Here is a 13,892-nt window from a genome sequence, read left to right as displayed (position 1 = left end):
GTTGGCACGCTGTGATGGACATCGACGCTCCGAGAGCCGCGCCAATCGACGGACCGGCATGATGTTCTTGAGAAAGGGAGACGTAGTGCAATGACCAAGCCTGCTGACTCGACCGACGATTTCACCGAGGCCGAACTTGACGCAGTGCCGGCTCAGCAACGCAGTTTGCTAACAACCTTCTTGAACGAACGCTGCTCGTACGAGCATCTTGCCCACACGTTCAACCTTCCCATCGGCACCGTCAAAAGCCGAATCAGTCGAGCGCGGCAGAAGATCGCGCGGCTGCGCGAGAGGCAGACGGCGGCTTAGTCGCTGGTTTGGCCTCGACGCCGTGGATGTGTGACGGATAGGTTTTCGGGATAAGGGTCTGCTGCGGAACCGGTTCGCGATCGCTGATCGCATTGGTCGAGTCGGACGTGTGTGCCGCTCGCGCTTTCACCGGTTTGCAGTACCCATCCCGGTGCCGCGCGCCGTCTGGTGCTCTATCTCGGCGTCGAGTTCTGCGCCAAGCAAGATCGCGATGGCGGAGATCCAAAGCCACGTCATGAACCCGATGGCCGCGCCCAGCGAGCCATAGGTCTGATTGAAGGTGCCGAAGTTTGCGGCATACCAGGAGAACAGCGCCGACGCGACAAGCCAGAGCAAGCCCGCAGCGACGCTTCCCCACGTGATCCATCGCCAATATGGCGCTTTGCGGCTGGGTCCAAAGCGATAGACGCAGGCGAGGGCCAGCGCCAAGCCCACGACCAGGGCTGGCCAGCGCGCGAGACGAATGAGCAGATCGGCTGAGCTCGAGAGCGACAGGTAGTTCAATGCCACCGGTATTACGACGACAGCACCGAGGGCCAGAAGAACGCACCCGATCGCCGCGACGGTGAACGAAAGCGAGACCGCGTTCAACTTGAGGAAGCCGCGCTTCTCCTCCTCGCCGTAGACGACGTTCAGGGTATCGAATAACGCTTTCGTCGCGGCATTCGCGCTCCAGAGCGCGACAGTGAGACCGACGACGAATGTCAGGCCGAGCGTGTGGTGTTCTCTTGCGGCCACGCGTATGAGCTGTTCGTGCGCCACATCGATTGCGCCACCCGGCATCAGCCCCCTAACGTTGTCGAGCTGTCTGGCGATGCTGGCGGGATTGGAGAATAGTCCGTAAATGGCGACCAGAGCCGCGATGGCGGGAAAGAGTGCGAGGATGCTGTAGTAGGTGATGCCGGCTGCCAGCGCGAGAACGCGATGCTGGCCGATATTGCCATAGACCCGCAGCAGGATGTCCTTCCACCCCGCAGCAGGAACGTCTGCCGGAGAGCCCGTCGATCGGCCGCGATTGCCGGTCTCGATCGTCGAGCCGATGGCGGAAGCGCTCCGATCGCCGCCCCGTTGCGATGGAAGCATCTGCCAGCCGGACGACATAAGACGTCCCACCACAAAGCCCGCCGCCAGCAGCACGAGCGCCGCCGCGGCGCTCCAACCCTCGTCGTTCCTCCTCGGAGCTGGCGCGCTGATCCTGTTGGCCATGGGACTCTCCCGAGATGTAACCATCGTCGGAGCGGCGCAGTTCCTTGTTGAAGCTCCTGTATACCGTCATTGCGAGGAGCGTAGCGACGGACGAAGCAATCCATTCCTCCGCATATGCGGCGCGATGGATTGCTTCGCGGAGCCTGTCATCCGGCGGCGCATCGCGCCGACCGGGAGCTTGCCATGACGGTGTGTCTGGAACGTCGGCGTTGGATGAGCGCGTCTGAGGTCCGGATCGATCCGCTTATGAAGTGCCTCTGTTAGTTGAGCTGTGGCCGAGGTTGCGTCGATGCTGCAGGGGGCTGATGCGCATTTCCGAGCGAAACATGAATATGAATGCCGAGGCCGACGAGTAGCCCAGACGCAACGCGATCTCAGTGATCGGCAGTTCGCTGGCTAACAATTCGATAGCCTTGAACAGGCGAAGGCGTTGGCGCCAGGCGCGCAAGCTCATGCCGACCTCGCGCTCAAAGTGCCGCGTTAGGGTCCGCGCGGACATGCCGATCTCGCGCCCCCATTTGTCAGCGTGGCGGGGATTCGCAGGATCGGCGTAGAGAGTTTCACAGAGTGCCAGCAGGCCAGGGTGAGTGGGCCACGGTAGCGCTCCCGAGATGGGCGTCGCCCGCCGCAACTGATCGAGGATGAGTGCGATCACGCGAGCGGCGTAGTGACGATCTTCACGTTTCAGCGACGCTGCTTCCACGATCAGCGTCCGCAGGAGCGGGGACGCATGGATGACCGTCGTCTCGGACGTCATACCTTGGCTGGCATCGTTGGCGACCCACAGGCTCCGGAATTCCGCCCCCATGAGGGAGCCAACCGAATGCTTCGTGCCGGCCGGCAGCCAGACGGCTTGTTCTGGAGAAATGACGACGCTCCGTCCGTCCGCGTTTACGGTGAGCGCGCCCGAGACCGCGTAGACCAGTTGATTCCAGGTGTGACTGTGTTCGGCGAAGTAGCTTCTCGCGGGAAGCGACTGCACGCGAACGATCAAGGGCTTCGGCGATCCAAGGCCCTGCGGCGCCTCGACGGTCTTCCAGCCAGCATTCCCCGGCGATATGTGACGTTTCATCGATATAAATTGGCATTCTGTAGAGGGAAAAGTCCAACGATTTTCTTCTTACTTTGCCGTGTGAACCACGGCCTGCTGGACCCGCCACCGGTCTTGCCGGCCACGTTTTACCGATGGACATCGACCAGTGGAGCAAGCGGCAGCGTGAACTTCAATTTCTCCGCTCTCGGCCATGAGGCGCCGACGGCCATTCGCCGAGAGCGCAGCAACGTCGTAAGGCTTGCAATCGCCCAGGCCCTCGCGGGCGCCAATTCTACGGTGGTCTACGCAACCGGGGCTGTGGTCGGCGACATGCTGGCGCCCAGCAAGGCGCTTGCGACGCTGCCGGTTTCGGTTTTTGTCGTCGGCATGGCCCTGTGCACGCTGCCGGCGGGCGCTATCGCGCAGCGGTATGGCCGGCGTCCAACATTTCTGCTCGGTGCAGGAAGCGGCGTCCTCGCGGGCTTGATTGCGCTCCTCGCGGTCCTCCACGCGTCGTTCTGGCTATTCTGCGCCGGGACGTTCTTTGGTGGCGTCTACGCGGCAGTGGTGCTCTCCTTTCGCTTTGCGGCGGCCGATTGCGCAGCACCGGAACGGCGTCCGCGTGCGCTCTCCGCCGTGATGGCTGGCGGCGTGTTCGCCGGTGTGATCGGTCCACAGCTTGTGACGCACACCATGAACCTGTGGGCGCCTTACCTCTTTGCCGCGACCTTTGTCGGCCAGGCGGCAGTTGCCGCGCTCTCGGCGGTCATTCTGGCCGGCGTTGAGCTTCCTCCGCTGGCTGCAGCTCATCCAAGCGCCGGAAGGCCGCTCGCCGTCATCGCCCGGCAGCCGCGTTTCATCCTGGCCGTGATCTGTGGCGTGGTCTCGTACTTGCTGATGAACTTCCTCATGACGGCGGCCCCTTTGGCGATGAAGTTCTGCGGGCTGTCGCAGGAATCGGCCAATCTCGGTCTGCAGTGGCACGTCATTGCGATGTACGCCCCGAGCTTTTGGACCGGACGTCTGATCACGCGGTTCGGTGCCTCCGCTGTCGTCGCCGTCGGCCTCGCGCTCATCGCGGCCTCTTCGTCGGTGGGCCTGCTTGGGATCGATGTCGTCCATTTCTGGGCGACGCTGAGCTTGCTCGGGATCGGCTGGAATTTCGGCTTCATCGGCGCTTCGGCCATGGTTCTGGAGTGCCATCGTCCCGAGGAAAAGGCGCGCGTGCAGTCGCTCAACGACTTCGTGGTCTTCGGAACGATGACAATCGGCTCCTTCCTTTCGGGCGGCCTGCTATCGTCGTTCGGCTGGTCGACTGTCCTGATGCTGTCGTTCGCACCGTTGCTCGCCGCCTTGTTGGCACTCATTGGCTTTTCATGTCGGCCCACCGCACGACGAAGCTAGCGTCTCGAGGAGATTCCACATGACCGCAGCGGAAACCCCAGTTCAGTACATGGAGCGAACCCGCCATTATTACCGTGCCCTCGGTTACGACAACGACTATGTCTGGGCGACCTTCGCTGATGTCCCCTTCACCTTGCCTGCCAAGCCGTCATCGGACTTGCGGATCGCACTGATCACCACGGCGAGTCCGGCGGATTTTGACGGCGTGAAGCGGGTGTGGTCCGGTTTGGTTTCGCCGCCGCCCAAGAAGCTGTTTACGGACAATGTTGCGTGGGACAAGGAGTCGACCCACACCAATGACCCCGGAAGCTTCTTGCCCATAGAAGCCGCGTTCGGATTGGTCCGCGAAGGAGCGCTCGTCGGGCTGACCCGGCACTTTCATGGCGTGCCGACAGAATACAGCCAACGGAAAACGAGCACCGAGGATGCACCTGAAATCCTGGCGCGTGTGCGAAAAGATGGGGCGGATGCTGCCATCCTTTGCCCGCTATGCCCGGTTTGTCATCAGACCGTAAGTCTGGTGGCCCGGCATCTGGAAGCGAACGGCATTCCGACCGTCATTATCGGCTCGGCACTGGACGTTGTGGAGCACTGCGGCGTTCCACGGTTCTACTTCACGGATTTTCCTCTCGGCAATCCGTGCGGGCATCCGTGGTGACCTGACATGCAGCGTGACATCATGCGCCAGGCGCTCGCGCTTTTTGACACGGCGACGGCGCCGCGAACGACCGTGAAGGCGCCATTCGCGTGGAAGGAGGACGGTTCGCTCTGGCGGCCGCGATACGGACGAGTAAATCCGGAGGATCGAGAGCGGCTGCTCAAGCTGGGTGATGAGCGCCGCCAGCGGCAAGCCAAGGCCAAGCAGGCTTCCGTCGGGGGAGTTCATCGAAATGACTGAGAGCTCGGCGGGAAATCGCGCGCGCGTTCTTGAAGACCGGTACGGTAACCGCTTGAGCACAAGCTCTGCCGCCGCCCGCGACGCATATGTCGTCGGCGTCGACAAGCTGCTCTCGGCCGGCTCCAGAATTGACCAGGCATTCCGCGATGCGATCGCCGCCGACGAAGGTTTTGCTCTGGCGCACATCGCGCTTGCGCGAGCCTTGCAAGTGCTCGGTCGCGGCAACGAAGCCAAAGCGCCGCTCGAACGCGCTGTGGCGCTGGCGCCGGCTACGACGTCACGCGAGCAAGGTCATATTGCGATCTTCGCCAAGATCCTCAGCGGTCAAGGCGCTGCGGCGGTTTCGATGATCGCCGAACACATGAAGCACTGGCCGCGCGATGCCATGGTGCTGGCGCCGGCCACCGGTGTCTTCGGTTTGATCGGCTTCTCCGGCAAGTCCGGCCGCGAGGTCGAGCAACTGGCGATGCTGGAGCCGCTTGCAACCCACTACGGCGATGACTGGTGGTTTCGAACTGTGCTCGCGTTTGCCGAAATCGAGCTGCACAGGTTCGACAGTGGTTTCAAGAATATCGAGACCGCACTTCGTGGTTTTCCTCGTAACGCCCACGCTGCGCATATCAAGGCCCATCTGTTCTATGAGAAAGGACAGCGCAAGGAAGGGCTGGCTTACCTCAGGCAATGGAACGATGCCTATCCACGCGAGGGGCAACTGCATTGCCATATCAATTGGCATCTTGCCCTCTGGTCGCTGGAGACCGGCAGGCGGGATCAAGCCTGGAAGATCTATCGTGAGGCGCTGCATCCGGGCGGCTCGTGGGGGCCGCAGATCAATGTCCTCACGGACTGCGCCTCGTTCCTTGCGCGCGCCGAGATGGCGGGCGAGCCGCGATCTCCGGAATTGTGGAAAGAGATCAGCCAGTATGCGGCGAAGTGGTTTCCGAACTCAGGGATCATCTTTGCCGATGTGCACAGTGCGCTTGCCTTCGCAATGGCTGGCGATGCGGAGGCGCTGGCTGGCATCATCGAGAACCCAAAGGGACCTGCCGCGGACATCGTGGTGCCGATCGCGCGCGGCTTCGATGGTTTGGCCAAAGGCGACTGGACGCGGGTCGTGGACGAGCTGAGGCCCGTCCTGGCAACCCATGAAAGGGTTGGAGGCAGCCGCGCCCAGCGCGACCTGCTGGAATATTCCGTGACGTGCGCCTTGCTGCGCAGTGGTCGGGCTGACGAGGCGCGGCGGCTGATCGCCTCACGACGACCACAGAATGCGGCGAGCGGCGTTCCGCTCGCGGGGATCTAGAGCAGACGAGGGCAGCTTTCCTGCAAGAATTCCTGGACGAATGCCGGATTGAAGAAGGGAGTTCGTTAGACTAGCTCACGACTGCAAAGGTGTCTCCGTTTAGGGGACCTGTAATGGTAAGACCGGTAGGGCAATTGCATTTGAGAGAAAAGCGCCCTGCGGCCATCCTTCGAGACGCCCGCCTTTGGCGGGCTCCTCAGGATGAGGTGTTGTCTTGCGGCACAATAGTAGACCCTCATGGTGAGGAGCGCCGCTTGCGGCGCGTCTCGAACCACGAGGCCGAGTACGTACGCAGCCGCCTAAGGCGGCACATGCGATAGCCCTGGTAAGATAGGGACCGGCGAGTTTCGGATGATGCTACCCTGAGGGAGAGCAACGATGCGCATCAATGATGATCTATCGAAGCCTGTGATCGTTCACGCCGCGAAACTGGACTGGGTGGCCAGTCCGTCGGCCGGCGTGGATCGGCGCATGCTGTTCCGAATTGGCGGCGAAGTCGCGCGCGCCACCTCGATCGTGCGCTATGCTCCCGGGAGCGCCTTCCCGCGTCATACGCATGGCGGTGGAGAAGAGATTGTCGTCCTTGAAGGCATCTTTCAGGATGAGCATGGCGACTATCCCACCGGCAGCTACTTCCGCAATCCTCCGGGGACGTCACATGTTCCCGCCTCGAAGGATGGCTGTACCATCTTCGTGCGGCTCTGGCAGTTCCGGGACGGGGACAGGACCCAGATCGTGCGCCAGCCAGGTCAGGGCCGACAGGTTGCACCACCGCGCCCCGGCGCAAGCGGCGTTCGCGTTCTCTTTGACGACGGCCACGAGGAGGTCCGCCTTGAAGACTGGCGGCCGGATGAAACCATCAGCCTTGCGAATGCGCGCGGGCTCGAGTTCTTTGTTCTATCGGGGGGACTAACAATCGGGGGTGAGACGCTGCAGCCGCAGAGCTGGGGTCGGCTCCCCGCGGGCGTCGACCTGAAAGCCGCGGTTGGCCCAGAAGGCGCGAAAATCTGGATAAAGGAGGCGGCGCTGCTGCATCCGGATGTCTGTCGACTTCCCGGATAGCCGGTACGTGAGTTGCCCGACGTGTCAAGCGTCTTCGGGTTGACAGAAGAGCCCCTGCGATGGTGATGCTACTTTGCATGGGGTTGTTTTCGAGTTTTGGTGGGGTCGGACCCGTTCCAACTCCATAGCGACATAGCTGCTCCTTCGAGCAGCCCTACCCGAGCCGGCCGTGTCCCGACGTAGCGAGAGCCTTGGTGGCTCTCGCCGCGGTCTGGTTTAGTCGGCCGATAGGGGCGCGCCGGTCAAGGTCCAGCTCTCGCCGTCAAATGTCGCAATCCGCAGAGTTCGGAATGGCGTGTAGTCGCCGAGTCGGGTGCTGATCGCGACGCCTGGAAGCATCATCGGCAGTCGCTCGCCGGTCAGCGCGGTCGCCTGTTTCATGAGGTTCTCGCGGGTCAGGTCATCGCCGCATTTGCGCAGAGCCAGCTCCACGGCGTGCACGTTCATATAGGCCACGAGCACAGAATAGTCGTCCGGATTGGCTGAAGGTGCATACGCCTTCAAGAACTCCTTGTAGGCCTTGACCTCCTCATCATTGGCCCAGGCCGGGTCGCCCGGCTGCTTGAGGAATTGCGTTGTGACCAGCCCTTTCGATGCTTCGAGGCCTGCGGGCTTCAGGATGGTTTCGACCGATGCGGTCGAGCCGCCGATCACGTGCAGCGGCTTCCAGCCGAGCTCGTAGACCTTGCGGATCGATTGTGCCGCCGCCTTTGACGACGACTGCTCGATCAGGGTGTCGACGCCGGCGGCTTTTAGCTGCACGATCTGGGAGTCGATGGTCGGATCGGCGAGTTCGTAGGAGGCCTGGGCGACGATCAGCTCGGCCTTCGGTCCGAGACCGGTGCGGAGACCTTTGAGGTAGTCCTTGCCGTAGTCGTCATTCTGATAGAGCACGCCGATCCTGGCGTCTGGCTTTGCGGTCAGGATGTACTTGGCGACGACGCGGCCTTCGGTTTCGAAGTCGGGATAGAGCGGGATCGTCCAGGGAAATGCCTTGGGATCGTTGAAGCGGCGTCCGCCAGCGGTGATGAAGAGCTGCGGCACCTGCCTGGCGTTCAGGTACTTCTGGATCGCGACATTCGGCGCGGTGCCGATCGTGCCGACCTCGGCCAATACGCCGACATCCTCGATCAGCTTGCGTGATTGTTCGACCGCTTTCGGCGCGCTGTAGGCGTTGTCGAGCTGCGTGAAGTTGATCTTGCGGCCGTTGATGCCGCCTTTGGCGTTCAGCATCTCGAAGTAGCCGACCACCGCTCGCCCGGCACCCGCGCCGAATGCGGAGGCGGGGCCGCTCAGCGGCGTCGATTGGCCGAGCTTGATCTCGGTATCGCTGGCGCCGGGACTGTAGGCTTTCTGAGCGTAGGACGGCGCCGCTAGCAGGGCTGACAGCGCGCCGGCTATCAATGCCCGGTTGATGATGTGGTACAAGATCGTTCCTCCCTGCAATTGTTTCTTCTTGAAATCGATCTGCGCTAGCGCAGCAGTTCGCGGGCGATCACCACGCGCTGGATCTGGTTGGTACCTTCGAAAATCTGGGTCAGCTTGGCGTCGCGCATCATGCGTTCGACCGGGTAGTCCATGGTGTAGCCGTAGCCGCCGAAGATCTGGACTGCGTCGGTCGTCACCTTCATGGCCATGTCGCTGCCGACGCATTTGGCCATGCTTGCGAGCACGTTGAGCTGCTTCCAGTCGCCGGCGTCGCCGGCGCGGGCGCATTCGTAGACCAGCGCGCGGGCCGCCTCGATCTGCATGGCCATGTCGGCGAGCATGAACTGCACACCCTGGAACTCGGCGATCGGCTGCTTGAACTGCTTGCGCTCCTTGGCGTAGGCGATGCAGGCATCGAGCGCGCCCTGTGCGAGGCCAACCGACTGCGCGCCGATGGTCGGACGGTTGAGGTCGAGCGCGCGCATCGACGCACGAAAACCCTTACCTTCCTCGCCGACGAGATTTTCCGCAGGGACCCGGACATTATCGAAGAAGATCGGGGTGTTGGGAGCGCCGCGAAAGCCCATCTTGCGCTCGTGGCGGCCGAACGTGATGCCCGGTGTCTTCTTCGGCTCGACGATGAAGGCGCTGATGCCGTCCGCGCCGGCGCCGTCACTGGTGCGCGCCATCACCACGATGTAGTCGGCGACGACGCCGTAGCTGCACCACTGCTTGCGGCCGTTGAGGACGTAACTGTCGCCGTCCTTCCGGGCGCGAGTGTTGAGCGCGGCGACGTCGGAGCCGGCCTGCGGCTCCGAGATCGCGATGGCGGTGACCACGCCGCCCTGGGCGATGATCGGCAGGTACTTCTTCCGCTGCTCCTCCGAGCCGAAATGCAGCAGCGGCATGATGAACATGGTGTTGAGCGCCGCGATCGATGCGCAGGCGGGCGAGACTTTCGAGATCTCCTCGCGCGCGATGCAGGCCATGGTCAGGTTGCCGTTCGGACCGCCATAGGGCTCCGGCACCCAGAGCTGCATCAGTCCCATCTCGCCGAAAAGTTTGACCAATTCGAGCGGGAAGCGATCGGTCTCGTCGATCTCGGCGGCGATCGGCGCCACGTGTCTGGCGACCATCCTGCGCACGTTGTCGCGGAATGCGACCTGCTCCTCGGAAAAACTCATGCGGGCTCCCTGTTTGTTTTATTTATCGGAAGGCCAAAAAGGGTCTTCCATTGAATGGGTGATCCATTTAATAATCCACCGCATGAGCACCAAGTCAAGCCCTCGCGCGCCGCAGCGCTCCCGTACCGCCTCGCCGAACCGCCGCGAGCGGGCCACCGATCACCGGACGGCTGGCTCCGTCGCAGCACCGACATTCAAGCCGATCCACACCAGGCGGACGTTCGAGGAGATCTGCGAACGGATTCGCGAGCAACTGGCGCTCGGCGTGCTAAAGCCCGGCGACAAGCTGCCGGCCGAGCGCGAGCTGGCGCAGCAGCTTGGCGTCAGCCGCAATGTGTTGCGGGAGGCGCTGCGCAGCCTCGAAATGGCCGGCGTGCTGCGGTTGCAGAAAGGCGTCAAGGGCGGCGCCTTCATCCAGCAGGGCGACACCCGCCGCATGAACGAGGTCATGCGCGACATGCTGAGCCTCGGGACGATTTCCGTGCGGGAGTTGTCGGAGGCGCGCGTCCACGTCCTCGAGCTCGTGGTGCAGCTAGCGTGCGCCAATGCGCGGCGGGCCGATCTCGATGCACTGGAAGCTAATATCGAGCGGACGGAGCTTGCGACGAAGGAGGGGCGCCTGCTCGATCGGGTCGAATGTTCGCGCGAGTTCTACAAGCTGCTGGCGGCCTCGACCGGCAACAAGGTGATTGCGATGATCGTGGACTCCGTTACCGAGATCCACATGCGCTTCGTCTACGCCAAGGTAGCCTCCAGCGGCGTCGCGATGGCGCGACTGGCTGAGAAGCGGCGGCAGTTCCTTGCTGCGCTGAGCGAGCGAAACGTGGCGCTGGCAAGCCGGCTGCTGCGATCGCACCTGGAATCCGTGCAGCGCATGCTCGAGCAGGATCCTGGCGCCATGTCGCTTCATGTCGCATTGGCTGACGTGCAGCCCGGGATGCGCCGATAGTGTGCTCATCTTGCAAATAAATCAGCAATTCAAGCAGCGATAACAGCGGAGGCAAACGTGTCCAGCTACGCCAAGTATGAATGTCTGACAGTCGAGGTCGCGGACAAAGTCGCGACGGTGACCCTGAATCGCCCGCAGGCTCGCAATGCCATCAATCAGAAGCTGATCCGCGAGTTGCGGACGATCTGGGACGATCTCGCGGACGATCACGCCGTCAACGCCGTGGTGCTGACCGGCGCCGGTGACTTCTTCAGCGTCGGTGGTGACGTGAAGGCGATGTCCGAACGTCCGGGGGGTGACGTGCTCGAAGAGGGCGAGGTGCACGATCCCATGATCAGCCGGCGCGGCGTCACCCGCCAGCTCGAACTCGACAAGCCGATCATTGCCGCGATCAATGGTGACGCCATCGGCCTTGCGGCGACCCACGCGCTGCTCTGCGACATCACCGTGATGGCGGAGGACGCGCGGATCGGCGACACCCACGTCTCGCGCGTCGGCTTGGTCGCGGGCGACGGCGGCACGGTGATCTGGCCACTGCTGATCGGCATCAACAAGGCCAAGGAGTTCCTGATCCGCGGCACGCTCCTGAAGGGCAATGAGGCGGAGCGGATCGGGCTGGTCAATCACGTCGCGCCGCGTGCGGAGGTGTTGGCCACGGCCCGCGCGATCGCGGTTGAGCTCGCGAACGGTCCGGCCTGGGCCATTCGCTGGACCAAGCTGTCGATCAACCAGATCGTCAAGGAGCGGGTCAACCTGCTGCTTGAGGCGTCCATGGCGCTGGAGCAGGTAACGTTCGAGACTGCGGACCACAAGGAAGCGACGATGTCGTTCAAGGAGAAGCGCAAGCCGAGGTTCGGCCAGGCATAGGCCGGGCCCATGGCCGCGATCGAAGCATCGGATGGCGATGTCGCAGGAATGCTGCGCGATTCCGTGCGGGGGTTCCTGGACGAGCATTGGCGTCCGCTTGGGGTGGCTGCGTCGTCGTCGCCAGACGAGGTGTCGGCCATCTGGCGCAAGCTGGTCGGACAGGGCGTAGCAGAGCTCGGTGCAGCAGGTAGTGAAGGCGGCCTCGCCGAGATTCTCGTCGTCATGGCGGAGCTTGGCCGGGCCGGCTGTCCGGCACCGATGTGGTCTGCGGCACTCACCAACCTTGCGATCTCCGGATCGCAGGTCGACGTCGTGCTGAATCTGCTTGAGCGGCTGCACTCGGGGGAGGTGACCGTCGCCTTCTCGTTCGGTGCGCTGGATCCGGACATCGGCGCGGGCTCGGTCGAGGTCGCGGACCTCAAGGCAACGGGCGTCTTGCGTTTTGTCGAGGCGGCCGGAGGCGCCACGCACCTTCTGGTCGCGCTCGATCAGGCTCACATGGTGCTGATCGACCTCGGTGGTCCCGGTGTCGAACGCGTCGCGACCCGGGCGATGGGGGCTTGGGGGCTGTACCAAGTCAAGCTGAACGCGGCGCCGGTCACACTCATTCCTGTCGGGACGATCGATCTGGACGATCTTCGCATCAAAGGCAGGGTGGCGTTGACCGCGCGCGCCTACGGCGCGGCGCGGCGTGCATTTGATCTGGCCGTTGACTACGCCAAGGAGCGCCACCAGTTCGGGCAGCCGATCGGCAAGTTCCAGGCAGTCCAGCACAAGCTGGCCAACTGCCTCATCGCCCTCGAAGGCATCAGGCTGATGCTCGAGCATACCGCCAGACTGCATGACAGCGGCAACCACGACTGGCGCTACTTCGCCGATTGCGCATCGGCGTTCTCCGGGCATGCGCTGCGGCAGGTTTCACTGGAGACCCAGCATACGTTCGGTGCGATCGGCTATGCCGAGGAGCACGAGGCGCCAATCCATTTCAAGCGCGTGCATCTCGACACGATCGCGCTCGGCGGCACCTCGGATGCCAAGCATAGACTGGCCGCGCGGCTGCTGGATGCAGGCGGCACCGGCTTGCCGCAATACGACCTCGGGTCCGCCGGAAATGCGTTTCGCGAGCAGGTTCGGCGCTGGCTCGAGCAGAACTGGACCGGAGACACGAAGCAGGCGTTCGACCAGAGGCCGTTCGCCAAGCGCGAGTTCGATGCCGGCTTTGCTCGAAACATGGGCGAGACCGGGTGGATCGGCCTCGGATGGCCGGAGCAATTCGGCGGCCAGGCACGCTCCCCACTGGAGCAGATCGCCTTCATGGAGACGATGGAGCGGGGCGAAGCCCCGCGGATCGGCGCGGCGATCCAGGCCAATGCTCTGATGATGTTCGGTACCTCCGAGCAGCAGCAAAAATACCTTCCGGAAATCCTGCGCGGCGAAGCCATGCACGGCATGGGCTACAGCGAGCCGCAGGCGGGCTCGGACCTCGCAGCGCTGCGCACCAGCGCGGTCAAGGACGGCGATCACTGGGTGATCAACGGCCAGAAGATCTGGACCACCACTTGGTGGGGTAAATACATGTTCCTCGCCGCGCGGACCGACAAGGATGCCAAACCGCCTCACGCCGGAATCAGCATGTTCATCGTGCCGATGGATGCGCCAGGCATCACCATCCGGCCATCTGCAACCATGTATGACGGCACGTTTGCCAATATCTTCTACGACAATGTCCGTATTCGCGCCGAGAACCTGGTCGGCGATGTCAATGGCGGCTGGAAGGTGCTGACCGGCGCGCTCGCCTTCGAGCGCGGGCTGGTTGGTGGCGGGATCGTCCTGAAGGTCGCGCACGCGTTCGAGCAGTTGCGTTCGCATGTGGTGGCGAAAGACGGTGATCGGTCTCTCGCCGATGATCCGATCGTCCGCGACAGGATGGCGACCTTGGCGTCGGAGATCGAGATCGGCCGTCTCTTGATGATGCATTGCGCGGAGCTCGCCGCCGACGGCGTGACGCCGCCGGAATATGGCGCGATCAGCAAGGTGTTCTCAGGAGAGTTGATGGAGCGCTTCGGCGAGGCCGCGCTCGATATCCTCGGGATGCGCGCCGCGCTGTCCGAGCAGATGCCGGGCGCGATCGACAATGGCCGCTTCGAGCAAAACCTGCGGCATTCGCTGATGTGGGTCATCAGCATCGGGACCAACGAGGTCCAGCGCAGCCTGATCGCGCAACGCGCTCTCGGGTTGCCGAGATAGGA

13 protein-coding genes are annotated in these 13,892 nt (G+C 63.1%); 9 read left to right on the top strand and 4 right to left on the bottom strand.

Going from position 1 to position 13,892, the window contains the following annotated elements:
- Positions 1 to 90: 90 nt before the first annotated feature.
- A complete protein-coding gene (locus P6U30_RS22480) occupies positions 91 to 309 on the top strand; it encodes an RNA polymerase sigma factor (protein ID WP_407165094.1) in 219 nt (72 codons plus the stop codon).
- A 126-nt stretch (positions 310 to 435) separates the two neighbouring features.
- Here the strand turns inward: P6U30_RS22480 and P6U30_RS22475 are convergent, their stop codons facing one another.
- Positions 436 to 1,446, bottom strand: a complete 1,011-nt coding sequence (locus tag P6U30_RS22475) for a YihY/virulence factor BrkB family protein (protein WP_407165093.1) — start codon at positions 1,444 to 1,446, stop codon at positions 436 to 438.
- Between the two features lie 313 nt (positions 1,447 to 1,759).
- Positions 1,760 to 2,587 (bottom strand): AraC family transcriptional regulator, encoded by an 828-nt coding sequence (locus P6U30_RS22470; RefSeq protein ID WP_407165092.1) that lies wholly within the window; start codon positions 2,585 to 2,587, stop codon positions 1,760 to 1,762.
- Between the two features lie 189 nt (positions 2,588 to 2,776).
- On the opposite strand from P6U30_RS22470, the gene P6U30_RS22465 reads away from it, so the two are divergent.
- From P6U30_RS22465 to P6U30_RS22445, 5 genes are all read left to right on the top strand, one after another.
- Entirely contained in the window at positions 2,777 to 3,952 is a 1,176-nt protein-coding gene (locus P6U30_RS22465) for an MFS transporter (RefSeq protein ID WP_407170508.1), read from the top strand.
- A 19-nt stretch (positions 3,953 to 3,971) separates the two neighbouring features.
- Positions 3,972 to 4,610: a hypothetical protein gene (locus P6U30_RS22460; protein ID WP_407165091.1), complete on the top strand. Its 639-nt coding sequence runs from the start codon at positions 3,972 to 3,974 to the stop codon at positions 4,608 to 4,610.
- Between the two features lie 6 nt (positions 4,611 to 4,616).
- Positions 4,617 to 4,850 (top strand): hypothetical protein, encoded by a 234-nt coding sequence (locus tag P6U30_RS22455; protein ID WP_407165090.1) that lies wholly within the window; start codon positions 4,617 to 4,619, stop codon positions 4,848 to 4,850.
- Complete coding sequence (locus P6U30_RS22450) at positions 4,783 to 6,153, top strand: tetratricopeptide repeat protein (protein WP_407165089.1); 1,371 nt, start codon at positions 4,783 to 4,785, stop codon at positions 6,151 to 6,153. The genes P6U30_RS22455 and P6U30_RS22450 overlap by 68 nt, the downstream gene beginning before the upstream one ends.
- A gap of 378 nt (positions 6,154 to 6,531) precedes the next feature.
- Positions 6,532 to 7,215, top strand: a complete 684-nt coding sequence (locus P6U30_RS22445; RefSeq protein WP_407165088.1) for a cupin domain-containing protein — start codon at positions 6,532 to 6,534, stop codon at positions 7,213 to 7,215.
- Positions 7,216 to 7,431: 216 nt separating this feature from the next.
- On the opposite strand, the gene P6U30_RS22440 is transcribed toward P6U30_RS22445, so the two are convergent.
- Positions 7,432 to 8,643, bottom strand: coding sequence for an ABC transporter substrate-binding protein (locus P6U30_RS22440; protein WP_407165087.1), 1,212 nt, complete (start codon positions 8,641 to 8,643; stop codon positions 7,432 to 7,434).
- Between the two features lie 44 nt (positions 8,644 to 8,687).
- The gene (locus P6U30_RS22435; protein ID WP_407165086.1) at positions 8,688 to 9,827 is read right to left on the bottom strand and encodes an acyl-CoA dehydrogenase family protein; all 1,140 of its coding nucleotides are present in this window, start codon (positions 9,825 to 9,827) and stop codon (positions 8,688 to 8,690) included.
- 82 nt (positions 9,828 to 9,909) lie between these two features.
- On the opposite strand from P6U30_RS22435, the gene P6U30_RS22430 reads away from it, so the two are divergent.
- Genes P6U30_RS22430 through P6U30_RS22420 form a run of 3 tightly spaced genes read left to right on the top strand, consistent with a single transcriptional unit; the run spans position 9,910 to position 13,890 of the window.
- Positions 9,910 to 10,776, top strand: coding sequence for a FadR/GntR family transcriptional regulator (locus tag P6U30_RS22430; RefSeq protein WP_407165085.1), 867 nt, complete (start codon positions 9,910 to 9,912; stop codon positions 10,774 to 10,776).
- A gap of 57 nt (positions 10,777 to 10,833) precedes the next feature.
- Positions 10,834 to 11,643, top strand: coding sequence for an enoyl-CoA hydratase/isomerase family protein (locus P6U30_RS22425; protein WP_407165084.1), 810 nt, complete (start codon positions 10,834 to 10,836; stop codon positions 11,641 to 11,643).
- 9 nt (positions 11,644 to 11,652) lie between these two features.
- The gene (locus P6U30_RS22420; RefSeq protein WP_407165083.1) at positions 11,653 to 13,890 is read left to right on the top strand and encodes an acyl-CoA dehydrogenase; all 2,238 of its coding nucleotides are present in this window, start codon (positions 11,653 to 11,655) and stop codon (positions 13,888 to 13,890) included.
- The last annotated feature ends 2 nt before the right edge of the window (positions 13,891 to 13,892 follow it).

Source organism: Bradyrhizobium sp. ORS 111, assembly GCF_045571485.1.
Taxonomy (GTDB): Bacteria; Pseudomonadota; Alphaproteobacteria; order Rhizobiales; family Xanthobacteraceae; genus Bradyrhizobium.
Note: the sequence above shows the minus strand (reverse complement) of the source record. Positions and strands in the feature narration are given on the sequence as shown.

Excerpts from the sequence above, each read along its gene's own strand:
- P6U30_RS22435 (WP_407165086.1), bottom strand. The coding sequence starts at position 9,827 with ATGAGTTTTTCCGAGGAGCAGGTCGCATTCCGCGACAACGTGCGCAGG.
- P6U30_RS22480 (WP_407165094.1), top strand. The coding sequence starts at position 91 with ATGACCAAGCCTGCTGACTCGACCGACGATTTCACCGAGGCCGAACTT.
- P6U30_RS22430 (WP_407165085.1), top strand. The coding sequence starts at position 9,910 with ATGAGCACCAAGTCAAGCCCTCGCGCGCCGCAGCGCTCCCGTACCGCC.
- P6U30_RS22420 (WP_407165083.1), top strand. The coding sequence starts at position 11,653 with ATGGCCGCGATCGAAGCATCGGATGGCGATGTCGCAGGAATGCTGCGC.
- P6U30_RS22460 (WP_407165091.1), top strand. The coding sequence starts at position 3,972 with ATGACCGCAGCGGAAACCCCAGTTCAGTACATGGAGCGAACCCGCCAT.
- P6U30_RS22450 (WP_407165089.1), top strand. The coding sequence starts at position 4,783 with ATGAGCGCCGCCAGCGGCAAGCCAAGGCCAAGCAGGCTTCCGTCGGGG.
- P6U30_RS22445 (WP_407165088.1), top strand. The coding sequence starts at position 6,532 with ATGCGCATCAATGATGATCTATCGAAGCCTGTGATCGTTCACGCCGCG.
- P6U30_RS22470 (WP_407165092.1), bottom strand. The coding sequence starts at position 2,587 with ATGAAACGTCACATATCGCCGGGGAATGCTGGCTGGAAGACCGTCGAG.
- P6U30_RS22455 (WP_407165090.1), top strand. The coding sequence starts at position 4,617 with ATGCAGCGTGACATCATGCGCCAGGCGCTCGCGCTTTTTGACACGGCG.